Genomic DNA, 25,811 nt, shown 5'->3' on the forward strand with positions numbered 1-25,811 from the left:
GAGCGGGCCGCCCTTTGGGACGGCCCCTACGAAGCGGTCCATGGGACCGCGGCTAACCCCTAACTGCTAGCCACTAACCACTAAAAAAGGAGCTGTTGCATGTGCAACAGCTCCTTTTTTCTATTATTTATTTCTTATTCTTTTTTCGTGATGCGAAGTCGCCGCCGGCCTGGATGACGTTGACGACGACGATGAGGATGATGATCGTCGCCAGCATGACGTCGGGACGGAAGCGCTGGTAACCATAGCGGATAGCGATGTCCCCTAAGCCGCCGCCGCCGATGGCGCCGGCCATGGCCGATGCCCCGATGAGATTGACGATGAGGACGGTGATGTTATTGATGATCGTCGGCAGGGCTTCGGGAATGAGGACCTTGCGGATGATTTGGAAGGGCGTAGCCCCCATGGATTCCGCTGCTTCGACGAGGCCGAAGTCGACGTCGCGGATGGACGTTTCGACGAGACGGCTCAGGAAGGGGATGGCGACGATGGTCAAGGGGACGCAGGCTGCCGTCGTACCGATGGACGTGCCGGCAATGAGGCGCGTCAGCGGGATGATGGCGACCATGAGGATGATGAACGGGATGGAACGGATGATGTTGACGATGGTGCCAAGGATCTGATTGATGAAGCGGTTTTCCAGGATATGGCCCTTGCTGGTCGTGACCAGGGTGATACCCAGGGGAATCCCGATGATACCGCCGATGACCGTAGCGACGGCGACCATATAGAACGTTTCTTCAATGCCTTGGAGCATTAACTTAATGATTTCTTGGGACATAACCTAAAACCTCACTTCCAATCGGTAATGTTTTGATATACGAGAATGCTTTGGCCTGTGTTTCCATGTCGCCCATGATGACGACGATGAGGTAGCCAAAGGGTTCATCCTGGATGTAGTCGATGTTGCCGTAGAGGACGCTGACTTCGACGTTGAATTTGCGGACAATATCGGCGACGACGGGATCATTAGTGGCAGCGCCCTTAAAGCGCAGGCGGACGAGCATGTTGCGGTCCGGTGCCGGCTGATCCGTGACGCCCAGGTTCTTGATGCCTGCCGGCAGTTCCATGTTGATGATGGACGTGACGAAGTCCTTCATGGTCTGGGACTGAGGATTGGTGAAGATGTCGACGACGCGGCCCATTTCCTTGATGACGCCGCTTTCGATGACGGCAACGCGGTGGCAGATTTCCTTGACGACGGCCATTTCATGGGTGATGACGACGATGGTGATGCCCAGGCGCTGGTTGATGTCCTGGAGCAGTTCCAGGATAGATTTTGTCGTCTGCGGGTCCAGGGCTGACGTGGCTTCGTCGCAGAGCAGGATTTTCGGGTCACTGGCCAGGGCACGGGCGATGCCGACGCGCTGTTTCTGGCCGCCCGAGAGCTGGGACGGATAGTTGCCGGCCCGGTCACTGAGGCCGACCAGGTCGAGGAGGGACGCGACTTTCTTTTCGATGACGTCTTTCGAGGCGCCGACGAGTTCCAGCGGGAAAGCAATGTTTTCGGCAACCGTACGGGATGATAAGAGATTGAAGTGCTGGAAAATCATGCCGATGTTCTTGCGTTCTGCCCGCAGCTGGGATTCATTCATCTTGGTCAAATCCTTGTCGTCGATGATGACCTGGCCGCTCGTCGGTTTTTCTAACATATTGATGCAGCGGACCAGCGTCGATTTGCCGGCACCGCTCTTGCCGATGATACCGAAGATCTCGCCGTCGTCGATGGTCAGGTTGATGCCCTTCAGGGCCTGGACCTGTGCGGCGCCGCCGTAGGTCTTGGTAATATTTTTCAGTGTAATCACAGTATCAACTCCTCAAAATAGGCGTAACTAGAAAAAGCAACCACAAAAAAAGGCCGTCATGCAGATGACGGCCGTATATACGGTTTCATTTCATCTGTCGGAATGTTCCGTTGGAATTGGCACCTTCCCGGTAGGGGGTTGCCGCAGCGTCATCGGGCCAGTCCCTCAGCTGCTCTGGATGAAGGATATATGGTTGTTGCGTTTTATAATAGCACGGATGGCCGGGCTTGTCAATGGAAAATCGTTATTGCGCCCAGTCGCCAGCCGTAAAGACCGGTACCGTCGTGCTGTCGGCTTTCGTCCCGGTGATGGTCAGATCCGGTGAACCGACCATGAAATCGACGTGGATCATGGAATCGTTGAGGCCGGCTGCGGCGACGGCGTCTTTATCCATATCGGCACCGCCAGCCAGGCAGGTCGGATACGATGCGCCCAGGGCCAGGTGACACGAGGCGTTTTCGTCGAAGAGCGTTTCATAGAAGAGGATGCCCGACAGGGAAATGGGCGAGTGATAGGGGATGAGGGCCACTTCGCCGAGGCGGCAGGCACCGTCGTCGATGGCGATGAGCTTCTGGAGGACGTCTTCTCCCGTTTCGGCTGCGGCGTCGACGACTTTGCCGTCTTTGAAGGTCAGGTGGAATTTGTCGATGAGGTTGCCGTTATAGACCAGGGGCTTGGTGCTGTAAACCGTGCCGTTGACGGCATCCGCCTTGGGCGCCGAATAGATTTCTTCCGTCGGGATGTTGGCGTTGAAGAGCAGGTGGTCCGCCGTTTCTTCCATGCCGCCCTGCCAGATGTGACCGGCCGGCAGGCCGATAGTCAGGTCTGTTCCCAGGTTGTTCGTATAATGCAGGCTGGTGAAATGCTGGTCCGTCATCCAGGTCCGGCGCTTCTTCAATTCGGCCAGATGGGCATCCCAATCGGCCAGGGCATCGGCACCGTCGGCACGGGACGACTGGAGGATTTGCTTCCACAAGGCTTCGTAAGCGGCGGTAGCATCGAGGTCCGGGTAGAGCAGTTTGGCCCAGACGGCACTGGGGACGGCGGCGACGAGCCACGTCGTCTTCGAGGCCATCATGCCGTCGATGTATTCCTTCAGGGCTTCATTCTGGGCTTTCTGCTGGGCGAAAATCTTCTTGGTGTCGATGCCGTCCATGAGGTACGGGTTGGCCGAGATGAGGCTGAGGAAGGCCGCTTTCTTATGGTAATAGTAAAGGCTGAAGTCGCGGCGCCAGTCCGGCAGGGATTCGAAATATTGCAGATCTTCGTGTTCGTAGCGCAGGCGGGCCATATCGTCAGACCGCCAGTTGCAGACGACCTGGGCGGCGCCGGTTGTATAGGCTTCTTTTGTCAAGAGGGTGACGAAGTCGTGCGATTCGACAGGGGCATTGATGACCAGGGTCTGGCCTTTTTGGAGATTCAGGCCCTTCTGTAAGAGGACGCGGGCATAAGCCATTAATTGTTTCGTAGTTGGCATAAAATCACTCCTTAGTAGATGAGGATAGGACAGGGACTTTCCAGGCCGTGTGCTTCCACAGGCGCCAGTTCAGGGCACTGGCGTTGATGGCCAGGCTGATGATGAGGCTGATCCAGTAGCCATAGGGCCCGTAGGACGTGACATGGGCCATGGCATAGCCCATGGGGATGCTGATGAGCCAGTAGGTCACAAAAGCGACATACGTGATGATTCTGACATCCTTATAGCCGCGAAGGATGCCCTGGACCGGGGTACCGGCTGCATCGAAGAAGGAAAAGGCGACGGCGTAGAAGATGAACATGCGGATGGCCCAGAAGGTCTCGGCATCGCTGGTGAAGATGGCCGCAATAGTATCGACAAAGTGATAGGTCACGATGATGAGGGCGATGGCAATGGTAAAGGCCGTCATCTGGCAGAGCACGGCATACTGCCGGGCAGCGGCGTAGTTACGGGCGCCGACTTCGTAACCGATGACGATGGTCGCCGTCAGGCTGATGCTCCAGGGCAGGGTATAGGTCAGGGTCGAGAAACTGATGGCTGCCTGGTTGGCTGCCAGGTATAAGGTGCCGAATTCAGCCATGAGCAGGCCGACGATGGAGAAGAGGCTCGTTTCGCAGAAGACGGCGATGAAGATGGGAATGCCCAGTTCCAGCTGATGGTAGCAATGGTACCAGCTGAAAGGCCGCAGGCGGCTCCAGAGATGGTAGGAACGAAAGGGTTCCATCCATTGCAGGACGGCGGCGAAGAGCAGGAAGGATACCCAGGAGGCCAGGGTAATGGCATAGCCCGTCCCGATGCCGCCCATGGCCGGAATGGGACCGGCGCCGAAGATGAGCAGGCGGAAGAGAATGATCGTCAGGACCAGGTTGGTCACTAAGATGGCCATGGAGACGTGGGTCTTGCCGTGGGCGTCGACGATATAGCGCATCGTCGCCTGCAGGCAGATGGGAACCAGCCCCAGGGCCAGGGCCTTGAGGTATTCCCAGGCGATGTAGCGGACTGGCGCGTCGAGGCCCATGAAGTCCAGGAAGGGCGGCATGAGGACGGCGCCGGCCAGAAAAATGACGGCCGTAAAGCCCAAGCTCAAATAGAGGCTCTGCATGATGTACGTCGGGATTTCCTCAGACTTCTGAGCGCCCCGGAGCTGGGCGATGATCGGCGAGATGCCGAAAAAGATACCGCACAGGCCGGCAAAGACGGGATACCAGATATTGACGGCAACAGCGACTCCTGCCAAGTCGATCGTCCCGGCCTGACCGCTGAAGATAGAACTGAAGACGGCTGTGCCGACCTGGGCCATCTGGGTCAGGAGCAGGGGGAAGAATAAGGCCAGGAAATGGCGGAATTGGAACCAATGGGGGAACATGATATCCTCCTTGTATGAAAAAGGGCTTGTCGCACGTGCGACAAGCCCTTTAAAGTTGTTAGTGGCTAGCAGTTAGTGGTTAGCAAATTACAAACTCTGTACTACCAACTATAAAGAGAAAGGGACCACGCATGATAACAGAAACCTTCGTGCGACAGCACCTTTGAGTTTGATGCCCCAAATCACATCAAACATCAAACATAAACGAAAAAGGGACCGTGCATGATGGCCGAAACCTTCATGCGCCAGTCCCCCTTTTCAGTCAAACTTATTTACCCATAGCATTGACTTTGGAAGCCAACCGGGATTTTTTACGAGCTGCAGTGTTTTTATGGAGAACGCCTTTCTGTGCGGCGCTGTCGATTACGCTGCTAGCTTTATCGAATGCTTTTTTAACAGCTTCAGCGTCACCAGCGGCGATAGCTTCGGTCGTACGGCGGATAGCAGTATGAACAGAAGATTTAACCTGAGAGTTAGCTGCGTGGCGAGCTGCGTCTTTTTCCATCGTTTTGATATTGGATTTAATCTGCGGCAATGGATTCACCTCCCTAATTTACAAGAACACTAGAAGAAATTTTACCATATGGCGCAGAAAAAAGCAATACCTTTTTCACAAGACATACGATTAAGCTTTGCCTTCCGAACCGAGGACGCATTTGATCTTGTGAGCGACGATGTCGTGGACGAACTGACGGCCGTCGGCGAGGTACTGGCGCGGGTCGAAATGTTCCGGATGCTGTGCCATGTGCTGACGGATGCCGGCAGTCAGGCCGAGACGGAGGTCGGAGTCGATGTTGATCTTGCAGACAGCCATGGAAGCGGCTTTACGGAGCTGGTCTTCAGGGATACCGATGGCGTCAGCCAGGTTGCCGCCGTTTTCATTGATGATCTTGACATATTCCGGTACGACCGAGGATGCACCGTGGAGGACGATCGGGAAGCCCGGCAGGCGTTTGGAGACTTCTTCGAGGATGTCGAAGCGGAGTGTCGGCGGTACGAGGACGCCGTCAGCGTTACGCGTGCACTGTTCCGGTGTGAATTTGAAAGCGCCGTGGCTGGTGCCGATAGCGATAGCCAGGGAGTCGACGCCCGTGCGGGATACGAATTCTTCGACTTCTTCCGGACGTGTATAATGAGCTTCATGGGCAGCGACTTTGACATCGTCTTCGATGCCGGCCAGCTGACCGAGTTCGCCTTCGACGACGACGCCGTGAGCGTGTGCGTATTCAACGACTTTTTTCGTGAGGGCGATATTGTCTTCGAAAGAATGTTTCGAGCCGTCGATCATGACGGAAGTGAAACCGCCGTCGATGCAGTCTTTGCAGGTTTCAAAGTCAGCGCCGTGGTCGAGGTGAAGGGCGATGGGGAGATCATGATCTTCCAAGGCTGCTTCTACGAGATGTTTCAAATACGGCGGTTTAGCGTATTTGCGGGCACCAGCCGAAGCCTGAAGGATGATCGGGGAATTCAATTCAGCAGCGGCAGCGGTGACGCCCTGGACGATTTCCATGTTGTTGATGTTGAATGCGCCGATAGCATAGTGGCCTTCATAGGCTTTTTTAAACATTTCTGTAGTTCCAATTAATGGCATGTTTACATTCCTCCTACATAATACGTAAAGATGTTTAATATATATAATTCCAGCCAGCCCGGCGGACGAGGGCGTCCATATCTTCAGGCAGCCGGGAATTAACGGTGATGAAGCGGTGGCTCATGGGATGGGTGAACTGGATACAGTAGGCGTGCAGGGCCTGGCGGCCGATGAAGCGGCGCGAACCGCCGTATAGGTCGTCGCCAGCCAGGGGATAGCCCAGGTAACTGCTGTGGACCCGTATCTGATGGGTCCGGCCCGTGTGCAGGACAATCTGGAGCAGGCTGTAGTCCCTGCCAGCTGCGAGGCAGGTGAAATCGGACCAGGCCGGCTTGCCGTCGAGGCGGACACAGCGGGTGATGATGCTATCGGGACATCTTCCGATGGGGGCGTGTACAGTTGTGACCCGCGACGGGTATCGTCCCTCACAGATAGCTAAATATAAGCGCTTATAGCCTAAGTCCTGCTTATCGAAAGCGCACTGGATCTGCGGTTCTTTGGCGACCATGCAGAGACCGGACGTATTCTTGTCCAGGCGGTGCATGGGGTGATAGGAACAGTGCTGACCCGTCTGTTCATAATGATAGGCGACGGCATTGGCCAGCGTCCCGTCGCGGACGGCCGATGTGGGATGCATCAGGAGGCCCGCAGGCTTGTCGATGACCATGAGATAGTCATCTTCATAGACGATGCCAATAGGGATATCCTCTGGCGGAAAAGGATTCTTTTCCGGAAGGGTGACAGCGATTTCATCGCCTTCATGGACGAAGTCCCGTGTCGATGCGGCCTGCCCATTGATGGTGCAGATGCCGTTATGCTTGATGCGGCGCCGCAGCGTCGAGGAGACGCCGAAATGTTTCAAGGCGCCGCCTAAGGATGTAGGCCGGGTAATCGCCCCGACTGTAAAATGAATCATTTGCATTTCCCCTATATTGGCTTTGTCTACATCTATTATACAAAATGAAAATAAATAAATCCATACATTTCGCGAAATCATGTGGGCTATATTTTAGCCCGCAAGGCCCTGAGCGTAGGGATACCCAGAAAAAAATCATCTCCTGGAAAAGGAAACTTGACGCTCCGCGTCGAAATAGTATATCATAGGAATGTTATGTATCCATTTTTTATGATTTACGATAAAAGAGTGTTCCCTAAAGAAGGAATTTCACAGGTGGATAGAGAATAATATATACGTCAGCGTTATTGAAATGAAACAGGTGATATGAGTGAAACGGTTTTCCAGCGAATTTATCGAACAGGTCCGACAGGCCAATGACATCGTCAGCGTCATCTCCGATTACGTGACGCTGAAACGGCGGGGCCGCAACTTCTGGGCCTGCTGCCCTTTCCATAATGAAAAGACCGCCTCTTTCAGCGTCGCTGCCGATAAGGGATTCTTTTATTGCTTTGGCTGCCATGCCCACGGCGATGTCTTCCAGTTCATTATGAAAAAAGAAAACCTTTCCTTTTCAGACGCCGTCGAACGCCTGGCCGAACGGGCCCATATCGCCCTGCCCGTCGTCGAACGGTCGGCTGAAGAAATCGCCCGCGACAAGCAGCGGGACCGCTTGTATCAGATCAACGAAATGGCGGGCAACTTTTTCCACAACTGCCTGACCCAGACCCATTACGGACAGCCTGGACTGGCCTATTTCCACAAACGCCACGTATCGGATGATACTATCGAGGCCTTTAAGCTGGGCTTTGCTCCGGAAAGCTGGGATAAACTGACGACGGCTTTCATGAAAAAAGGCGTTACTGGCAGGGAACTAGTCCTTCTGGGACTGGCTAAAGAAAAGAACGGCCACTTTTACGATGCCTTCCGCGGGCGGGTCATGTTCCCCATCCGCGATGGCCGCAGCCGCATCGTCGGCTTCGGTGGCCGCGTCCTCGACGACAGCAGGCCGAAGTATCTCAATTCGCCGGAAACGCCGATTTTCAATAAACGGCGGCTCCTCTTCGCCATGGACCTGGCCCATAAAGCGATTTATGAGCAGGGCAAAGCTATCCTGGTCGAAGGCTATATGGATGTCGTTTCCGCTCATAACCGGGGCATCCATAACGTCGTCGCTTCGTTAGGGACCTCCTTTACGCCGGAACAGGCGCGGCTCTTGCAGCGCCAGGCCAAGGAACTTGTCTTGGGCTACGACATGGATGGTGCCGGCCGCCAGGCGACGCAGCGGGCTATGGAAATCGTCCGCGGCCTGGGGATGCGCATCCGCGTCTTGTCCCTGCCGCAGGGCAAGGACCCTGATGAATACATCAACGCCGCCGGGCCAGACAAGTTCCGCCAGGCCGTCGACGAAGCGCCCAATGTGCTCGATTACATGCTCATGCGGGCTTTGCAGCGCTTCGATGTGACGACGCTGGAAGGGAAATCAGCCATTACGGCGATGGTCCTGCCCGTCGTCGCTGCCGTCGATAACCGGGTCCTGCTGGAAGCCTTTTTGAAGAAACTGGCCGGCCAGCTGCAGATTGGGGAGAACGCCGTGCGCAGCGAATTCAACAAGTATGTCGCTGCCCATCCGGAAGCTGGCCAGCAGCAGGTCGTCATCTCTTCGTCCGTGTCCCAGGAAAATGCCGCAGCCCGCGGGAGTGGGACCATGGCCGTAGCCGAAGAGAATATCCTGCGGTTCCTCCTGGAAAAGCCTGCTTCCTGCGAGCGGATCCACGCCAAAGTCTCATCGGACCTCTTTGCCGATGAACGGCGGCGCCACATTTACCAGCTCATTTTGGATACGTATGCACACCAAGGGATGTACACACCACATGACATCCAGCAAAAATTAACTCCTGAGGAGGCCGAAGAAGTAGCACGAATTATGGTTCTACAAGATGTCCCACTGGACGAAAATGTACTGATGGATTATGTCAAGCGCTTTCGCATGGCCGATTTACAAAAGCAGTACCTGGCGCACAGCCGCCTGGCTGCCACTTATAGCCGGACTGGCGATGCAAGGCTGGCCGAAGAGCTTGCAGCATGTAAGAAGATTAACGATGAAATGAAACAATGGTCTTGAGGAGCAGAAAGGAGCCTGTACACCATGGTGAATAAAACGACAGATGATACGAAAGTAACGAAGAAAACGACGAAGAAGACGACGCGCCGTAAGACGTCCAAAAAGAAGGATGCCGCCGTTAAGAAGCCGTTGAGTGAAAAAGAACGCCAGGCCCTGGCCCTGCAGCACATCAAGCAGCTCCTGCAAATGGGGCAGAAGAAGGGCAGCCTGACGTATACGGAAATCATGAACCTCATGGAAGAAGATGAACTGACGCCGGACCAGATCGACAAGATGTATGAAGTCTTTGCCGACAAGGGCATCGACATCATCGGCGAAGACGATTCCATGGCGGAACATGACGATATAGATGATGAAGATACGGAAAAAGTCCCGGACCTTCACAATGTCGACCTCAGCGTACCGGAAGGCATCAACATCGATGACCCGGTCCGCATGTATTTGAAAGAAATCGGCCGTGTGCCCCTTTTGTCGGCGACGGAAGAAATTACCCTGGCCAAGGCCATCGAAAAGGGCAATGCTCCTGATGCGACAGAAGAAGACATCAAAGCCGGCACGATTGCCAAGAAGAAACTGACCGATGCCAACCTGCGCCTCGTCGTCAGCATCGCCAAACGCTATGTCGGCCGGGGCATGTTGTTCCTGGACCTCATCCAGGAAGGGAACCTGGGCCTCTTGAAAGCCGTCGACAAGTTCGACTACAGCAAAGGCTACAAATTCAGTACCTATGCGACATGGTGGATCCGCCAGGCCATTACCCGTGCCATTGCCGACCAGGCCCGGACCATCCGCATCCCGGTCCACATGGTCGAAACCATCAACAAGCTGATCCGTATTTCCCGCCAGCTCCTGCAGGATAAAGGCCGGGAACCGCTGCCGGAAGAAATTGCCGAAAAGATGGACATCCCTGTCGAACGCGTCCGGGAAATCATGAAGATTGCCCAGGAACCGGTATCCCTGGAAACGCCAATCGGTGAAGAAGAAGATTCGCACCTCGGCGATTTCATCGAAGACTCGGAAGCCGTCGCACCGGATGATGCAGCTTCCTTCATCCTGCTGAAAGAACAGATCGAAGACGTCTTTTCCTGTCTCACCGACCGGGAACGCAAAGTCCTCTACTTGCGCTTCGGCCTCAAAGATGGCCGCCCGCGCACCCTGGAAGAAGTCGGCCAGCACTTCAACGTCACCCGTGAACGTATCCGCCAGATTGAAGGTAAGGCTTTGAGCAAGCTGCGCAACTGGGGCAAACGGGAAAAAATCAAGGATTTCCTCTAAGAAAATAGTCTCAATCTCTCCGTCTCGTCCTATGAAGCGAGACTGAAAACGACAAAAAGACCGTGCACGAATGTATCATCATGTACGGTCTATTTTTATCTTTGAATTCAAAAAAGGCGCTGTCTTCATGCGACAGCGCCTTTTTATTCATGGTGGGCCCACTTGGGTTCGAACCAAGGACCAACCGGTTATGAGCCGGTGGCTCTACCACTGAGCTATAGGCCCAAAAGATAAGGCACAAGGCCTTACCAATTTATTATACGCGAATTAGTGAAGGGCGTCAAGAATTTCTTCTTAGAGAACGGTGTCAACTTATTGTGGGAATTTTTTATGAGTAATAAAAAAGGCTTTATCCATTTCTTTTAAATCAGGGGCTATCAAGGGTTTGAATTCCATCTGCCCAAGAATATCCTTTTCTAAGTCGATACCGGGAGCCACTTCGGTCAGCATAAGGCCTTTTTCGGTCAGGGTAAAGACGGCCCGTTCCGTGATGACTTGCACTATTTGATGATGGGCGGTGGCATATTCGGCCGAAAAGGTGATTTGTTCTACGTGGTCCTTAAATTTCTTATAAGCGCCTTCCTGTACGATTTTCAGGGTGCCATCGGTACAGGTTGTTTTCAAGCCGCCGGCTGTGAAGGAGCCGAGAAAAATGATATGGCCTGTATTTTGTGAGATGTCGATGAACCCGCCAGGGCCTACGACGCGGCCGTTGAATTTAGAGACGTTGACATTCCCGAACTGGTCCATTTCGGCCAGCCCCAGTACGGCCAAATCGAGGCAGCCACCGTCGTAGAGGTCGAGTATGTCTGCCGTTTTATAGATGGCTTCGGGATTGATGGCAGCCCCCATATCGAGCCCCGTAAGGGGGACGCCGCCGAGCACTCCCGATTCTGTAGAGAACATGAGCTGATGGAGACCCATTTCGGCTGCCGCCGAGGCGACGCCCTGGGGCATGCCGATGCCGAGGTTGATGAGGTACCCCGGCTGTAATTCTTTGGCTGCCCGCGAGGCACAGATTTTTCGGATGGATAAGGGCATAGGCGGGATGGCAGTCATGGGCTTTCTTATTTCGCCTGTCAATTCCGGCCGGAATTCATCGGTGGCCAGGCTCTGGTGCTGGCAGTCCGGCGGGGCGACGACGATGTAGTCGACCATAAAATGGTGCAGTTTGACAAGGCGGGGGTCCAGGCTGCCGCTGGCGACGATGGACGCTACCTGGACGATGACGATGCCGCCGGAATTGTGAGTCGCTGCTGCCATTTCCAGGACATCGCACTGCAGGGCTTCTTTTTCGAGACTGATGTTTCCCTCTTCATCGGCATAGGTGCCCCGGAGAAAGCAAATCTGGATGGGGAAGGATGGGAAAAAGAGGTACTCTTTGCCGTTGACTTCGGTAAGCTGGACCCGGTCCGGTCCTTTTTCGCGGGTGAGTTCGTTGGCCTTACCGCCTTCCAGGCGGGGGTCGATAAAGGTGGTCAGGCCCGTTTCTGTCCAGACACCGGGCTGATGGGCGGCCTGGGCGCGGAAGAGCTTGACCAGTACACCTAAGGGAAGCATATAGGCATAGCATTTATTCTCTTCAATGGCCTGGGAAAATGCCGGTTCAAGGCCCGTATGGGATGTGATGAGAGTGCGGACCAGTCCGTCTGCAGCCAGGCGGTCGCTGCCTTTTCCTTTTTTATCGCTGTCGCCGATGATCTTGACCAGCGTCAGATTTTTAGGTGTGCCCGTGCGGTCATAGCGATCGCGCAGCGCTTTCAGCAGGTAGTCCGGCAGGCCGAACCCAACAAAGCCGCTATGGGCCAGGGTATCTCCGTCGTGGATGAGTTGGACCGCTTCTTCGGCACTGATGACCTGAGTCATGGGAAAACCTCCTTCCACTACTCGGCTAACTTTTTCAACAAGGCGAAACGGGCGTCGACCATGTGCTGGATTTCTGCCATCGCCGTTTCACTGAGCGCCTTGAATTTCCCGATGCCCTTGACGAATTCGGATACGGGGATGGGATGGGGATTCTTATCGTTCAATGTATATTGTCCGTCTTTACATTCCCAGAGCGGGAACATGTTGCTCTTGACGGCTTTACGGGCTATGGTGATGCCTTGATGGCTCTGATAAGCCCAGCCTGTCGGACAGGGTGAAAAGACGTGGAGATAGGCGAAGCCTTCCTTGCTGGCGGCGAGGCCTTTCTGGATTTTTTCGACGAAGTCCTTCATATGGCTCGGCGAGGCCGTGGCGCAGTAAGCGATATTGTGCATAGCCATGATCAGGGGCAGGTATTTCTGTTCCTGTGGTTTGCCGGAGATGACGCTGCCCAACGGTGTTGTCGATGTGCGGGACCCGAGGGTCGTCGTCGAACTGCGCTGGTAGCCCGTATTCATATACCCTTCATTGTCGTAGCAGATATAAAGCATTTTTTCACCGCGTTCGGCCGTGGCGGACAGACTTTGGAATCCGCAGTCCGCCGTTGCCCCATCGCCGGCCAGGGCGACGATATGGACGTCACTTCGTCCTTTGCGCTGGTACATGCGGGTGAGGCCGCTCAGGAAAGAAGCCGTGTTATCCAGAAGCGTAATGTGGACTGGCGTCTTTTGGCCGTTGGCTTCGTTCCAGCCGATGACGCCGGCACCGGCCATACATCCCGGCGGGATGGCGAAAATCGAGTTGGGCCCGGCGATTTGCAGTACGCGGCGTAAAATCAGTTCGGCACCGCAGCCCTGACAGGCCGATATCCCTGGGGAAACCAGGTCTGGCGCATTTTTTAAGGTATCTATGTAATTCATAAGACATTCCTCCTCAGTCTTTTAAGAGCCAATGGACAGGTTTTTCGCCAGGGTCGTTTTTCCCGGCTTCCAGCATATCGAGGACCTGCAGCAGGTATTCAAGGGAAATGTCGGCGCCACCGAGCCCGCCGATGGTCGAGAAATGGCAGGCTGAAAGGCCCTGATCGGCTAAGGCTGCTTTGACTTCCATATGCATCGGCCCCTGGCTCCAGCCGAAGCAGCAGCTGCGGTCTACGACGCTGAACGCTTTTTTGCCAGCCAGGGCATCTGCGATTCGTTGTGCCGGGAAGGGGCGAGTAAAGCGGATGCGGACGAGGCCGGCGTTGATGCCCCGGTTACGGGCGATATCGACGGCGTCTTTAGCCGTACCGGACATACCGGCGATGGTGACGAGTACGACGTCGGCATCTTCCAGACGATATGTTTCAATACCGCCGCCATAGGAACGGCCGAATTGTTTGCCAAAGGCCGTGTCGACTTCTTCGAGTACTTTTTGAGCGGCTGCCATGGCTTCCAGGTGGTCTTTGCGGTATTTCATGAGCAGCGGTCCGGCTGTGAGCGGATCGAGGGACAAAGGATGGTCCGGGTCGAGGACGGCCTTCATAGAGTCAGCGGGATTGGGGAGAAAGGCATCGACGTCGGCCTGGTCTGGAATGAGGACGCCTTCCGTGAGGTGCGAACTGTAGAAACCGTCATAGCAGACATTGACAGGGATGCGGATACGCGGGTCTTCAGCAAGACGGTAGCCCTGTATGATCATGTCGACGATTTCCTGCGTGCTTTCGCAGAACACCTGAATCCAGCCGGCTTCGCGGACGCTCATGGCATCCTGCTGGCCGCTCCAGACCGTTTCGGGAGAGGTCATTTCACGGGTAGCCAGAGCCATGACCATGGGCAGGCGCAGGGTAGACATGCGAAAATACGGTTCGTACATGAGCGCCAGTCCCTGCGCCGAGGTAGCCGTGAATACGCGTCCGCCGCCAGCTGCGGCGCCCTGTACGGCGCTCATGGCGGAGTGTTCACATTCTACCTGGATCATTTCGGCGTCTAATTCACCGTTGTATACTTTGCCAGCCAGCCGTTCGACGACAGACGACTGCGGCGTGATCGGATAAGCCGCGATGACATCGGGCCGGCAGAGGGCGGCCGCTTCGGCTGCGGCGTAGTTACCGGTTAGGACGACTTGTTTATTCATTAGTCATTACCTCCTTCAGGTTCCATGACAATCGCTTTTTTAGGGCATTCTTCTGCGCAGATACCACAGCCTTTGCAATAATCATAGGTAATGACGTAATCATCGTTGCGGGACCGGATGGCATTGACGGGACAATAGACAAAACACTGGCCACAGCGGATGCAGCGGTCTTTATCCATGACAGGGCGGAAGACACGCCATGAAGCCGTGTCGAGGATGTACATGCCTGTATCGCCGACAGGCGTGATATAGTGACGTTCACTCATGATACCCCTTCCTTTCTTTATAACTGAATAATTTCAAGGGACGTCGCTGCTTTTTCGGCAGCTGTCCGGTTCGTTTTGCCAAAAGTCTGGGCAATATCCTGGAAGAGCCGTTCCTCATCGACCAGCCCGGTGGCGGCGGCAAAGGCGCCGAGCATGGAGGTGTTCGGCATGTTGCGGCCCAGGATTTCTTCAGCGATACCGGTGGCATCGACAGTGACGACGGTCTTCGTTTCTTTGGGGACCTGCAGGGCCGGGACGGATTGTCTGGTATTGATGATGATCATACCGCCTTCTTTGAGGCCGGCATACGTAGCCGGCGAGGTAATGAGGGAATCGTCGAGGATCAGTAAGATATCTGGTGTATACACTTGCATACGCCGGCGGATCGGGTCATGAGATAAACGGAGATAGCCGAAAACAGGAGAGCCCTTGCGTTCTACCCCAAAAGCTGGAATGGACTGGCCATAGAGACCGCCTTCCACGGCGGCTCGGACGACGAGCTGCGAGGCCTTGACGACTCCCAGGCCGCCGCGGCCGTGCAAACGGATTTCTTTCATATTCATCGCTCCTTTTACAACGAAAGTTCTTATAATAAAACTTAAGTATTAATATATGAACTCATACATGAATTATAGCTGTTTAAGAATATCGTGTCAACATTATCGAATAAATAAATTCATATATCGATACATAAGTATCTATATATGAAAAAATGGGTAGAAAAATGAGGCTGTCGTCCTGAAACAGCCTCGATAAAGCGAGATGACAATTCTTTTTTTGTGGATATTAGTATATAATCTAAAAGTGAATGCAATTTATATATTATGCGGAGGGGATAGGATGATACCGGTAGAGGATAAAAAGAAATATATACTCAATTCAGTGGATAATGCGTTGTCCCTTTTTAATTTGTTCTTTGATTATGAAGAACTGACTGTCAATGACATCGCTAAACTTCTTTCTATCAGCCGCAGTACGGCCTTCCGCTTTGCTGTGACTTTGGAGAACCGGGGATTTCTTACCAAGACCGATCACGCTACGTACCGGCTGGGGCTCAATATGTTTTCCCTGGGCATGCTGGCCTACAACCGGATGGAACTGGTTTCTCTCGTTCATCCTCATTTGCAGCAGCTGGCAGAAACTTCTGGTGAGACGTGCCACCTGGCTATCTTGGATGATGCCGTCCATGTCATGTTCATCGACCGGGCACTGGGGACGAATCAATTAAAGATGGAAACGGCCATGGGTTTTCGGGAATATGCTCATATGACGGCGACGGGCAAGGCGATTTTGGCATATCAGTCAGCCCAGGTAGTCAATGAGTACCTCAAGAAAACGGAATTCAAGCAGCTGACGATACATTCCGTAAAAGATGCGGCTGAATTGTTGAACCTCCTGGATGCCGTGCGGGAGCAGGGCTATGCCTGTGATAATGAAGAAGCCGAATATGGCCTGACCTGCTATGCCAAGCCGCTTCGCGATATGACTGGACGGGCCTTTGCAGCAGTCAGCATTTCCGGGCCGACGACGCGGATGGAAAAGAATAAAGCGGATCACTTGGAGCAATTGCAGCAATTGGCGGACCGGGTCGTCCAGACGATTGTCTGAACCTGCCGGCTGATTCCATTAAAAAAGCGCTGTCGCATGAAGACAGCGCTTTTTTAGCAGTCAGCGGCTAGCTGTTAGCGGATGGTTTTAAATTTAAAAGCCATCGCCTCAAACATGAAAGAGAAAAGGGCCTCACCTGTACGATAGTCCCTCTTTGCGAATTTTTCTGTTAGATTGTCTGGACGCAGGTCTGGGGTGTGAAGATGAGGACGCGGCTGGCCCAGGTGCATTTTTCTTTCATTTTGTCGAAGAGCGGGCCTTCGCTGGCGAAAGCGGCAGTGCCAGTCAACAGGCAGCCCGTGCCCATGCCCATTTTGCCCTGTACTTCATGGCTGCCGACGACGACTTCGACGCGGGGATTGTGGCTGACGTTCTTTTCGGTCTTGTGGAAACCGAAGCAGGGGATGAGGATTTTTTCATCATCCGTTACGATGAGGTATTTGTTCCAGGTGTTGGCAATGTGTGCCTGGCCTTCGGCGTTAGCCGAGGCGACGGAGACGATGCCGTCATGTTTGATGCAATCGAAAAAGACGTTGGTTAGCATGGGTATTCCTCCTTTAGAAAAAAGACTACGTTCATTATAGCAAAAGGGGAGGGAAATGTATACGGCCGTGAGGTTTCTGTTAAGATTGTGTTGCCACGAGGCGCCTTGAGGTTATATAATTATGAATCATACGTTACTTTTTTAGGAGGGAATATATGGCAGATATTCGCATCATCCGGGGGCAGCGGATTGTTCCCGACCTGGAGCAGGCGCTGCGCTTTGCTGGGTATGAATCGAAAGGTACGGCCTGGGAACGGGCCGAAGGGATGTGCCGGGATATGGCACCGCTCCTGCGGCGGTCCCTGCAGGCCAAGGCGGCCCTGGCTTTTACGGAGGAACGGCTCTATGTCATCCTGACTCTGGGGGCTGCCGTGAGCCGGCAGATCGACCGTTATCAGGAAGATGGGGATGAACTGGCCGCCGTGCTCTTTGCGGCTATGGCCGATACGTGTCTCTTTGCCCTGGAACAGCAGGTCCTGCAGCAGCTTCGCCTCATTTGCCGGCAAAAGGGCTGCGGTATCATCTGCCGTCACGAACCGGGCAGCGACCTGCCTTTATCGGTCCAGGCCGATGCGGTCCGGGAGACGGCTGCCGGCCGGACGGTCGGTGTAACGGTCAATGCGGCCATGGCCTTGTCGCCGGCAAAATCCATGAGCCTCGTCTTTGACCTGTGCGGGGATCCGGCCGTATTCCAGGTGAAACATGACTGTACGGCCTGTCCCAAGAAGGATTGCCCGCAGCGCCAGGCTGAATCGGCCCGGGAAGTGCGGATGACCTGCCCTGGCGGCTGCCGGGTCCATGAATATCTTCAGTCTCAGGGGACGGCGCTGGCCATGCCCTGCGGCGGCAAGGGCATGTGTGGCAAGTGCCGCGTCCGCGTCGTCCAGGGAAAACTTCCCGTCACGCCCGAAGATAAACGCATCTTTTCCGATGCGCAGCTGGCCCAGGGATGGCGCCTGGCTTGTAAGGCCGTGACCCAGGAAGCGGTCGAGCTCGCCATTCCCGTACAGGAACAGCAGGGTTTTTCGGCGCTGGCTGCCGAAGCCGCTGATGAGGGAGCTGTTTCGCTGGCAGTTGGCCACGACTATGGCCTGGCTGTCGATATCGGGACGACAACACTGGCGGCGGCTCTGGTGGATTGCACAGGTGGAAAAATCCTGGCGACAGCGACGACGGTCAACAGCCAGCGCTCTTTCGGGGCTGATGTCGTCAGCCGTATCGGCGCCGCCTGCCACGGCAAGGGCAGGGCCTTGCAAAAAGCTGTCCGCCGGGATTTGACGCGCCTTGTGAAACAACTCTTCCAGGACCATCCTGGCGTTGCCGGCCATTGTCACTGCATGGCCATTGCGGCCAACACGACCATGCTCCACCTGCTCATGGGCTGGTCTTGTGAGGGCTTGGGGAACTGGCCCTTCCATCCTGTCTCATTAGGTGGCGGGACCTATGACATCCAGGCCGTTTTGGGACGGCAGGACGTACTTACTGACTGTACGGTGACTTTGCTGCCCGGCATGAGCACTTACGTCGGCGCCGACATTACGGCCGGCATTTGGCAGTGCGGCCTGGCCTCGTCGGACGACGTCAGCCTCTTCGTCGACCTCGGGACAAATGGGGAAATGGCCCTGGGCAATAAAGGCCAGCGTTTCATCGCATCGGCTCCGGCCGGTCCGGCCCTGGAAGGGGGCAAGCTGACCTGGGGGACGGGCAGTGTCCCAGGCGCCATCTGCGGCGTCCGCATCGAGCGGGGCCGGGCCAAGGTGCGGACTATCGACCATGCCGTCCCCGTCGGTATCTGCGGGACGGGCATCCTGGAAGCGATGGCCGGCCTGGTCCGGGAAGGCCTGGTCGACGAAACGGGAAAACTCGTCGAGCCTTATTTCCATAAAGGCTTTCCCTTGGCATCGACCCTGGATTATCGGCGCATCACCCTGAGCCAGCAGGATATCCGGGAAATCCAGATGGCCAAGAGCGCCATCCGGGCCGGCATCGAATCGCTCATCGAACGCAGCGGCATCAGCCGCCAGCGCATCCGCCAGGTTTGGCTGGCCGGCGGCTTCGGCTATTACCTGGATCCACAGCAAGCGGCTGTCATCGGCCTGCTGCCAGCGGATCTGGCTGAACGGACGACAGCTGTCGGCAACACGTCCCTGAAAGGGGCCATCGGCCTTTTGACGGGCGCCGTGACCTTAGATGAATTACAGGCTATCGCTGCCGGAGCCGAGGAAATCGTTCTCGGCAATGACGAAGCCTTTCAACGCTTATATATCGATTATCTGAATTTTTAGGGGGACTTAGATTGACTAACGAAGCATTTCAGCAACTTCTTCAGGGCCGTGTCGTCCTGCTCGACGGGGCGACGGGGACGAACCTGCAACAGGCGGGCATGCCCATTGGCGTCTGCCCGGAACAATGGATTTTAGAGAACCGCGACGTCATGATCGATTTGCAGCGCCGTTTCGTCGAAGCCGGTTCGCAGATACTCTATGCGCCGACCTTTACGGGAAACCGCCTCAAATTGGCCGAATATGGCCTCGATGACCAACTCGTCGCCATCAATCAGGGCCTGGTCGCGATTTCCAAGGAAGCCGCTCAGGGCAAGGCCCTGGTCGCCGGCGACATGACCATGACGGGCCAGCAGCTCTATCCGATGGGCGATTTGACCTTTGATGAACTCGTCGATGTCTATCGCGAACAGGCCCAGGCCTTGTACGATGCCGGCGTCGACCTGTTCATCGTCGAAACCATGATGAGTCTTCAGGAAACACGGGCTTGTGTTCTGGCTATCAAGGACGTCTGTGACCTGCCTATCATGGCGACGTTGACTTTTGAAAAAGATGGACGCACTCTCTATGGGACACCGCCGGAAGCGGCTGTCGTCGTCTTGCAGAACCTCGGCGTCGATGCGGTCGGCCTGAACTGTTCGACGGGACCGGCTGATATGGTCGAAACGGTCCGGAAGATGTATGAATATGCGACGATTCCCCTGATTGCCAAGCCCAATGCCGGTCTGCCGGAACTGGAAGGCGACAAGACGGTCTATAAGACGACGCCAGAAGCATTTGCCAAGGACGGCCGGCTGCTCATCGAAGCCGGGGCCCATATCGTCGGCGGCTGCTGCGGCACGACGCCGGACCATATCCGGGCCCTTCACGATGCGGTCTGCCAGCTGACGCCGAAAGCGCCTCATGCCATCCATCACCGTGTCCTGGCTTCGGAACGGCAGGTCGTAGAAATCAAGCTCGACGGTTCTTTCCAGGTCATTGGCGAACGCATCAACCCGACGGGCAAGAAAAAGCTCCAGGCCGAACTGCGGGCAGGCAAGCTGGACATGGTCCGCGCCATGGCCCGCGAACAGGAACGAAACGGCGCGGCCATCCTCGACGTCAACATGGGGACCAACGGCATTGATGAAAAGGAAATGATGCTCAAAGCCATTTATGAAGTGACCGGCGTATCGGGCCTGCCCCTCAGCATCGACACGAGTTCGCCGGACATCATGGAAGCGGCCCTGCGCATCTATCCCGGCCGGGCCCTGGTCAATTCTATTTCCTACGAAACAGAAAAACGCAAGCAGCTCCTGCCTGTCGTCAAGAAATACGGCGCTATGTTCATTGCCCTGCCCGTTTCCGATGAAGGCATTCCGAAGACCCTCGATGAAAAGCACGCCGTCCTCGACGAACTCCTGGCCGATGCTTATGCCCATGGCTTTACGCCGGACGATATCGTCGTCGATGCCCTGGTGGCGACCGTCGGAGCGGCTCCGACATCGGCCCTGGACTGCATGGCGACGTTCTCTCATTGCAAACAGGACCTGGGACTGGCGACGGTCTGCGGGCTGTCTAATATTTCTTTCGGCCTGCCGGACCGGATGTATGTCAATGCCACCTTTTTGGCCATGGCCATTGCCAGCGGCCTGACGATGGCTATTGCCAATCCTTCACAGGACTTGCTCATGAATACAGCGGCTGCGGCCAATATGCTAATGAATAAGGAAGGCAGTGATTTGGCCTATATTCACCGGATGCAGTATTTCGATAAGAAAGAAGCCGAAAAGAAACGGCAGGAAGAAGCAGAACTCCTGGCCAGCCATGGGTCGGCTGCGGCTGTCGAAACGGCGGGGGAGTCCCAGGGCGCTGAACAGGGACCGGTCAATCCCGTCTACCAGGCTGTCCTGGAAGGCGAAAAGGACGCCGTCGTCGCCCTGGCCCAGGAAGAGCTGGCCAAGGGCATGGCGCCGGATGCCATCATCAACGACCTGCTCATCCCGGCTATCACCCAGGCCGGTGATTTATACGATAAACAGATTTACTTCCTGCCCCAGCTCATTGCCAGCGCCAATACGATGGAAACGGCCATTGCCTATTTGGAACCGCTCATCAAGAAGGCGCCGGGCCAGCAGGACATGGCGACCATCGTCATCGCCACCGTCGAGGGGGATGTCCATGATATCGGCAAGAACCTGGTCGGTCTCATGCTGCGCAACTATGGCTATAAGGTCATCGACTTAGGCAAGGATGTGCCGGCCGGTACCATCATCGAGACGGCGCTGCGCGAAAAGGCGGCTGTCGTCGGCTTGTCGGCCTTGATGACGACGACCATGATGCATATGAAAGATGTCATCGCCGAAGCGGCAGATAAACAGTACGGCGGCAAGATCATCATCGGCGGCGCAGCCGTCACGCCGAGCTTCTCCGATGAAATCGGTGCCGATGGCTATTCCAAAGATGCGGCAGACTGTGTCAAGCTCGTCAGCCGCCTGTTATCATAAAAGGGGGAATCACTATGCCAGCATATCGTTGGGCGACCTTGGGCTGCGGCGTCATCGGCAATGAACTGGCCCAGGCCATGCAGGCCCTGGGAGGGAATTTGTACAGTGTCGGCAACCGGACCCATGAAAAAGCTCTGGCCTTTGCTGAAAAATACGGCATTTCCAAGGTCTACGACAAACCAGAGGATATCTTTTCGGATCCCGACGTCGATATCGTCTATATTTCGACGCCGCATAATACGCATATCCGCTACTTGCTGCCGGCGCTGGCAGCGGGCAAGCACGTGCTTTGCGAAAAATCCATTACCCTTAACAGCCGGGAACTGGATCAGGCCCGGCGCTGTGCGGCAGAACACGGCGTCATCCTGGCCGAAGCCATGACCTTATACCACATGCCCATTTATAAACAGCTGGCCGGACTCCTTCGTTCCGGGGCTTTGGGACCGCTGCGCTTCATCCAGATGAATTTCGGCAGTTATAAAGATTACGATATGAAGAACCGCTTCTTCAACCGTTCCTTGGCCGGCGGCGCCCTTCTCGACATCGGCGTCTATGCTTTGTCCTTTGTCCGCTATTTCATGAGCTGCCAGCCCGACCAGATTGCGTCTCAGGTCCGCCTGGCGCCGACCGGGGTCGACGAACAGGCTGGTATCCTCTTGCAGAACCGGGAAGGGGAAATGGCGACGCTCTCCTTATCGCTCCATGCCAAGCAGCCCAAGCGGGGCATGGCCGCTTTCGATAAAGGCTATATCGAAATCTACGACTATCCCCGGGCCGATACGGCGACTATCACTTATACGGCCGACGGGCACCAGGATGTCCTGCAGGCCGGCAGCCAGGCCAAAGCCTTGCAGTACGAAATCCTGGATATGGAAGACGCCGTAGCCCATGGCTGCGATATGTGCCAGGACTATACGAAAGATGTCATGGACCTCATGACGGCTATCCGCCAGCAGTGGGGCCTGACCTATCCGGAAGAAGAGGGGGGAGCGCGATGAGTTATTCCTCCGTCGATACGTTCTGGATCCTCATGGCGGCTGTCCTGGTCTTCTTCATGCAGCCCGGCTTTGCCATGCTCGAAGCCGGTTTGACGCGGGCCAAGAACGCCGGCAATATCGTCATGAAGAACTTCATGAATTTTTCCCTCGGGACTCTGGCCTTCTGGATCGTCGGCTTCAGCCTTCTCTTTGGCCGCGACATAGGCGGGTTCATCGGGATGCCCGATTTCTTTGCCCAGCATATGGACCTCCTGGCCGGGACGCCTTATCCGGATCTGGCCTTTCTGCTCTTCCAGACCGTTCTCTGTGCCGTAACGGCGGCTATCGTATCCGGTGCCATGGCAGAACGGACGAAATTTTCGTCATCCTGTCTGATTACCATTCTCATCAGCCTGCTCATCTATCCCATCGTCGGCCATTGGGCCTGGGGCGGCGGCTGGCTGGCATCCCTGGGCTTCCACGACTTCGCCGGCGCGTCTGTCGTCAGCCTGACTGGCGGCCTCTGTGCCCTGACCGGGGCCAAGGCCTTGGGACCGCGCATTGGCAAGTACAATACCGATGGGTCGGTCAATGCCATTCCCGGCCACAGTCTGCCCCTGGCCTGTCTGGGCATGTTCATCTTATGGTTTGGCTGGTTCGGATTCAATGGCGGCCAGACCTTGTCCCTGACGGGGGAACAGACCATCCTCAAAGCCGCGGCTATCTTCTTTACGACGAATATCGCTGCGGCTGCCGGGACGACGACGGCCATGGTGACGACGTGGGTCCGCTATGGCAAGCCCGACGTATCCATGACCCTCGACGGCAGCCTGGCGGCTTTAGTAGCGATTACCGCAGGTTGTGATGTCGTCAGCGTACCCGGTGCCTTTGTCATCGGCGCCCTGGCCGGCGTGGTGACGGTCTTCCTCATCGAGTTCATCGATCAGAAGCTGCGCATTGACGACCCGGTCGGGGCCATTGCGGCTCACGGCGGCTGCGGTGCTCTGGGGACCGTCCTGACGGGCCTGTTCAGCGTCAAAGACGGCCTGTTCTATACGGGAGAGGTCCATCTGTTCCTGGTCCAGCTGGTCGGCGTCATCGCCATGGCCTTGTTCGTCTTCGTCGCCATGACCCTGATTTTCCGCATCATCCAGGCGACGATAGGCCTGCGCGTTTTGGCGGCCGAAGAAATCAATGGCCTGGACTTCAAGGAAAATGGTCTGGTACCGGCTTATGAACTGGATCATAGCGACAGCCTGGATGACTTGTCGGAAGCGCTGAAAGCCGGGGAAGCCCCGGAAGGAGCTGAAGAAATCCCCCTGGATCAGACTATCCCCGATTCGGTCATGGCCAGTCCCCAGCCGGTCGGCGGCCATGCCTTGTATAACGTGACCATCATTACCGATGAAAAGCGCTTTGAAACGTTGAAAGATGCCATGGAAGCCATCGGCATCACGGGGATGACCATCACCCGCGCCCTGGGCTTCGGTATCGAAAAAGGGCGGACGGAATTCTACCGCGGTGCCAAGGTGTCGGCCAAGCTCCTGCCCAAGGTCCGCGTCGAAATGGTCGTTTCCAAAGTGTCACCGCGGACCATCATTGAAACAGCGAAGAAAGTGCTCTATACGGGCAATTACGGCGACGGCAAGGTCTTTGTGTCGGCTATCGACAATGCTGTCAAGATCCGGACCGGCGAAGAAGGCTATGACGCCCTGCAGGACTATCCCGTCGTTCAGAAAAAATGACCTTTTACAGATATTTCCCTTGATTTTTGCAAAAAACATACAGGCTCTGGCTATACTGAAACTGTACAGCCAGAGCCTGTTTTTTCATGGATGAAGGAGGAAATGCCATGTTTGCGTCGTTATTTGCCAATGTCAAAGCCCCATCTCAGCGGAATTATTCCCGTCTGGTCATCATCAGTGATTTCCATTACCCCTGCAAGAACCTGGTCACGCCGAAAGAACGGCTGCTCCGGATGGCTGCCAAAGAAAGGGTGTTGCAGGAAATGAATGACTGGCGGGACCTGGACTTAGCCGTCTTTACGGGGGATATGGTCCAGCGCAACGGCGATGCCGCCGAATACCGCCTGGTGCGCCTCGTCGTCAATGGCTTGAAAAAACGCAAGGCCTTCATCGCCGGCAACCATGAGCTGCTCTATACCGGGCATAATGGAGAACTGCGCCCTGGGAGCTGCACGGAACGGATCATCCATTTCGCCCGTTATACGAAGACCTTCGGACCTCTCTATTATGCCAAAGAACAGGCGGGCTATCTTCTGGTCTTTTTGTCGCCTGATACGGTGACTGGCGGCGCCGCCGTCGAATTGTCGCATCAGCAGCTGGCCTGGCTGGACCAGACCTTAGCAGCGCACCGCCAGCAGCCGACGATCATCTTCTGCCATGCGCCGCTGGAACAGACGGCCGTATCGAGCCGGCCCGGCATCAGCCTGCCGTCGCCGCGCAACTCCGTCCAGCCCGCTGATTCGATCCGCGCTATCCTGGCCCGTCATCACCAGGTCCGCCTGTGGGTATCCGGCCATACCCATACGATGCCGGCCGATGCAACGTTCATGGATGACGCTAACTATTATGAAGGCCGGGTCCTCAATGTCTATAATAGCGATTGGGATGAAGATACGATTTATACGAATTCCCTCTACCTCTATGAAGACCATATCCTCATCCGGACCTATGACCACACCCGCGGCGCCTGGCTCCCGGCCTTCGACCGTACCGTGACATTGCCGGAATGGTGCTGCCTCACAGCGTGAGGGACGTGTATACATGTATAGAGGATACGCCATCATGCGTGATCTCTTTCTCTTTATAGTTTGTAGTACAGAGTTTGTAGTTTTCAGAGAAAACCCTTAAAATTAAAGCCATCCGCTAACCCCTAGCCCCTAACCACTAACCGCTAGCCCCTAACCACTAGCCCCTAACCCCTAGCCCCTAACCCCTAGCCCCTAACCCCTAGCCCCTAACAACTAGCCACTAACAACTAGCCACTAGCCCCTGCTAACCCCTAGCCCCTAGCCCCTAACCACTAACCACTTAAAAAGGGCCTGTCGCACGTAATCGTGCACAGGCTCTTTTTATGTATGCGAAAATATCATAGCTTTATGGTCGTTCTT

At 55.5% G+C, this 25,811-nt stretch carries 21 protein-coding genes, 1 tRNA gene and 1 riboswitch; of the genes, 8 read left to right on the forward strand and 14 right to left on the reverse strand.

The annotated features are described in order from the left end of the window. Positions 1-127: 127 nt before the first annotated feature. The 7 genes from ACE418_RS06260 to ACE418_RS06290 form a co-directional block, all read right to left on the reverse strand. The gene (locus tag ACE418_RS06260; protein ID WP_020311089.1) at positions 128-781 is read right to left on the reverse strand and encodes a methionine ABC transporter permease; all 654 of its coding nucleotides are present in this window, start codon (positions 779-781) and stop codon (positions 128-130) included. Next, positions 762-1,805, reverse strand: a complete 1,044-nt coding sequence (locus ACE418_RS06265) for a methionine ABC transporter ATP-binding protein (protein ID WP_416449806.1) — start codon at positions 1,803-1,805, stop codon at positions 762-764. The genes ACE418_RS06260 and ACE418_RS06265 overlap by 20 nt, the downstream gene beginning before the upstream one ends. 87 nt (positions 1,806-1,892) lie before the next feature. Further along, positions 1,893-1,990, reverse strand: a riboswitch (SAM riboswitch). 59 nt (positions 1,991-2,049) lie between these two features. Next, entirely contained in the window at positions 2,050-3,282 is a 1,233-nt protein-coding gene (locus tag ACE418_RS06270; RefSeq protein ID WP_416449807.1) for an aminopeptidase, read from the reverse strand. Between the two features lie 4 nt (positions 3,283-3,286). Further along, complete coding sequence (locus ACE418_RS06275; RefSeq protein WP_416449808.1) at positions 3,287-4,648, reverse strand: MATE family efflux transporter; 1,362 nt, start codon at positions 4,646-4,648, stop codon at positions 3,287-3,289. Between the two features lie 268 nt (positions 4,649-4,916). Continuing rightward, positions 4,917-5,183, reverse strand: coding sequence for a 30S ribosomal protein S20 (gene rpsT, locus ACE418_RS06280; RefSeq protein ID WP_014016800.1), 267 nt, complete (start codon positions 5,181-5,183; stop codon positions 4,917-4,919). A gap of 90 nt (positions 5,184-5,273) precedes the next feature. Then, positions 5,274-6,239, reverse strand: coding sequence for a class II fructose-1,6-bisphosphate aldolase (fba, locus tag ACE418_RS06285; RefSeq protein WP_416449809.1), 966 nt, complete (start codon positions 6,237-6,239; stop codon positions 5,274-5,276). Positions 6,240-6,273: 34 nt separating this feature from the next. Continuing rightward, a complete protein-coding gene (locus ACE418_RS06290) occupies positions 6,274-7,155 on the reverse strand; it encodes an RluA family pseudouridine synthase (RefSeq protein ID WP_416449810.1) in 882 nt (293 codons plus the stop codon). A gap of 310 nt (positions 7,156-7,465) precedes the next feature. On the opposite strand from ACE418_RS06290, the gene dnaG reads away from it, so the two are divergent. Both dnaG and rpoD read left to right on the forward strand, forming a co-directional pair. After that, the gene (gene dnaG, locus ACE418_RS06295) at positions 7,466-9,259 is read left to right on the forward strand and encodes a DNA primase (RefSeq protein WP_416449811.1); all 1,794 of its coding nucleotides are present in this window, start codon (positions 7,466-7,468) and stop codon (positions 9,257-9,259) included. 24 nt (positions 9,260-9,283) lie between these two features. Then, the gene (rpoD, locus tag ACE418_RS06300) at positions 9,284-10,534 is read left to right on the forward strand and encodes an RNA polymerase sigma factor RpoD (RefSeq protein WP_416449812.1); all 1,251 of its coding nucleotides are present in this window, start codon (positions 9,284-9,286) and stop codon (positions 10,532-10,534) included. Positions 10,535-10,684: 150 nt separating this feature from the next. Here the strand turns inward: rpoD and ACE418_RS06305 are convergent. The 6 genes from ACE418_RS06305 to ACE418_RS06330 all read right to left on the reverse strand — a co-directional run bounded on the left by ACE418_RS06305 (position 10,685) and on the right by ACE418_RS06330 (position 15,338). Further along, a tRNA-Ile gene (locus tag ACE418_RS06305) sits at positions 10,685-10,759 on the reverse strand. A gap of 87 nt (positions 10,760-10,846) precedes the next feature. After that, a complete protein-coding gene (locus tag ACE418_RS06310; protein ID WP_416449813.1) occupies positions 10,847-12,400 on the reverse strand; it encodes an acyl CoA:acetate/3-ketoacid CoA transferase in 1,554 nt (517 codons plus the stop codon). A 17-nt stretch (positions 12,401-12,417) separates the two neighbouring features. Continuing rightward, entirely contained in the window at positions 12,418-13,320 is a 903-nt protein-coding gene (locus tag ACE418_RS06315; RefSeq protein WP_416449814.1) for a thiamine pyrophosphate-dependent enzyme, read from the reverse strand. A 13-nt stretch (positions 13,321-13,333) separates the two neighbouring features. Next, the gene (locus ACE418_RS06320; RefSeq protein ID WP_416449815.1) at positions 13,334-14,515 is read right to left on the reverse strand and encodes a transketolase C-terminal domain-containing protein; all 1,182 of its coding nucleotides are present in this window, start codon (positions 14,513-14,515) and stop codon (positions 13,334-13,336) included. Continuing rightward, positions 14,515-14,781, reverse strand: a complete 267-nt coding sequence (locus ACE418_RS06325) for a 4Fe-4S binding protein (RefSeq protein WP_416449816.1) — start codon at positions 14,779-14,781, stop codon at positions 14,515-14,517. Before ACE418_RS06325 ends, ACE418_RS06320 begins: the two co-directional genes overlap by 1 nt. Before the next feature lie 17 nt (positions 14,782-14,798). Next, entirely contained in the window at positions 14,799-15,338 is a 540-nt protein-coding gene (locus tag ACE418_RS06330; RefSeq protein ID WP_416449817.1) for a 2-oxoacid:acceptor oxidoreductase family protein, read from the reverse strand. Positions 15,339-15,621: 283 nt separating this feature from the next. Here ACE418_RS06330 and ACE418_RS06335 point away from each other — a divergent pair, with 283 nt between their 5' ends. Beyond that, entirely contained in the window at positions 15,622-16,389 is a 768-nt protein-coding gene (locus ACE418_RS06335; protein ID WP_416449818.1) for an IclR family transcriptional regulator, read from the forward strand. Between the two features lie 169 nt (positions 16,390-16,558). On the opposite strand, the gene ACE418_RS06340 is transcribed toward ACE418_RS06335, so the two are convergent. Next, entirely contained in the window at positions 16,559-16,933 is a 375-nt protein-coding gene (locus ACE418_RS06340) for a pyridoxamine 5'-phosphate oxidase family protein (RefSeq protein ID WP_416449819.1), read from the reverse strand. 155 nt (positions 16,934-17,088) lie between these two features. Between ACE418_RS06340 and ACE418_RS06345 the strand changes: the two genes are divergently transcribed. The 5 genes from ACE418_RS06345 to ACE418_RS06365 all read left to right on the forward strand — a co-directional run bounded on the left by ACE418_RS06345 (position 17,089) and on the right by ACE418_RS06365 (position 25,451). After that, positions 17,089-19,218 (forward strand): ASKHA domain-containing protein, encoded by a 2,130-nt coding sequence (locus ACE418_RS06345; protein ID WP_416449820.1) that lies wholly within the window; start codon positions 17,089-17,091, stop codon positions 19,216-19,218. An 11-nt stretch (positions 19,219-19,229) separates the two neighbouring features. Then, entirely contained in the window at positions 19,230-21,701 is a 2,472-nt protein-coding gene (locus ACE418_RS06350; RefSeq protein WP_416449821.1) for a homocysteine S-methyltransferase family protein, read from the forward strand. 14 nt (positions 21,702-21,715) lie between these two features. Further along, positions 21,716-22,699: a Gfo/Idh/MocA family protein gene (locus ACE418_RS06355; protein ID WP_416449822.1), complete on the forward strand. Its 984-nt coding sequence runs from the start codon at positions 21,716-21,718 to the stop codon at positions 22,697-22,699. Beyond that, the gene (locus ACE418_RS06360) at positions 22,696-24,423 is read left to right on the forward strand and encodes an ammonium transporter (protein ID WP_416449823.1); all 1,728 of its coding nucleotides are present in this window, start codon (positions 22,696-22,698) and stop codon (positions 24,421-24,423) included. The genes ACE418_RS06355 and ACE418_RS06360 overlap by 4 nt, the downstream gene beginning before the upstream one ends. A gap of 107 nt (positions 24,424-24,530) precedes the next feature. Next, the gene (locus tag ACE418_RS06365) at positions 24,531-25,451 is read left to right on the forward strand and encodes a metallophosphoesterase family protein (RefSeq protein WP_301877313.1); all 921 of its coding nucleotides are present in this window, start codon (positions 24,531-24,533) and stop codon (positions 25,449-25,451) included. Positions 25,452-25,811 lie beyond the last annotated feature (360 nt).

Source organism: Megasphaera jansseni, from assembly GCF_047974155.1.
GTDB lineage: Bacteria > Bacillota > Negativicutes > Veillonellales > Megasphaeraceae > Megasphaera.

Bases quoted from the DNA above. Each gene is read 5' to 3' on its own strand.
- ACE418_RS06260 (WP_020311089.1), bottom strand. From the start codon at position 781: ATGTCCCAAGAAATCATTAAGTTAATGCTCCAAGGCATTGAAGAAACG.
- ACE418_RS06270 (WP_416449807.1), bottom strand. From the start codon at position 3,282: ATGCCAACTACGAAACAATTAATGGCTTATGCCCGCGTCCTCTTACAG.
- ACE418_RS06275 (WP_416449808.1), bottom strand. From the start codon at position 4,648: ATGTTCCCCCATTGGTTCCAATTCCGCCATTTCCTGGCCTTATTCTTC.
- fba (WP_416449809.1), bottom strand. From the start codon at position 6,239: ATGCCATTAATTGGAACTACAGAAATGTTTAAAAAAGCCTATGAAGGC.
- ACE418_RS06290 (WP_416449810.1), bottom strand. From the start codon at position 7,155: ATGATTCATTTTACAGTCGGGGCGATTACCCGGCCTACATCCTTAGGC.
- rpoD (WP_416449812.1), top strand. From the start codon at position 9,284: ATGGTGAATAAAACGACAGATGATACGAAAGTAACGAAGAAAACGACG.
- ACE418_RS06310 (WP_416449813.1), bottom strand. From the start codon at position 12,400: ATGACTCAGGTCATCAGTGCCGAAGAAGCGGTCCAACTCATCCACGAC.
- ACE418_RS06315 (WP_416449814.1), bottom strand. From the start codon at position 13,320: ATGAATTACATAGATACCTTAAAAAATGCGCCAGACCTGGTTTCCCCA.
- ACE418_RS06320 (WP_416449815.1), bottom strand. From the start codon at position 14,515: ATGAATAAACAAGTCGTCCTAACCGGTAACTACGCCGCAGCCGAAGCG.
- ACE418_RS06325 (WP_416449816.1), bottom strand. From the start codon at position 14,781: ATGAGTGAACGTCACTATATCACGCCTGTCGGCGATACAGGCATGTAC.
- ACE418_RS06330 (WP_416449817.1), bottom strand. From the start codon at position 15,338: ATGAAAGAAATCCGTTTGCACGGCCGCGGCGGCCTGGGAGTCGTCAAG.
- ACE418_RS06335 (WP_416449818.1), top strand. From the start codon at position 15,622: ATGATACCGGTAGAGGATAAAAAGAAATATATACTCAATTCAGTGGAT.
- ACE418_RS06340 (WP_416449819.1), bottom strand. From the start codon at position 16,933: ATGCTAACCAACGTCTTTTTCGATTGCATCAAACATGACGGCATCGTC.
- ACE418_RS06345 (WP_416449820.1), top strand. From the start codon at position 17,089: ATGGCAGATATTCGCATCATCCGGGGGCAGCGGATTGTTCCCGACCTG.
- ACE418_RS06355 (WP_416449822.1), top strand. From the start codon at position 21,716: ATGCCAGCATATCGTTGGGCGACCTTGGGCTGCGGCGTCATCGGCAAT.
- ACE418_RS06360 (WP_416449823.1), top strand. From the start codon at position 22,696: ATGAGTTATTCCTCCGTCGATACGTTCTGGATCCTCATGGCGGCTGTC.
- ACE418_RS06365 (WP_301877313.1), top strand. From the start codon at position 24,531: ATGTTTGCGTCGTTATTTGCCAATGTCAAAGCCCCATCTCAGCGGAAT.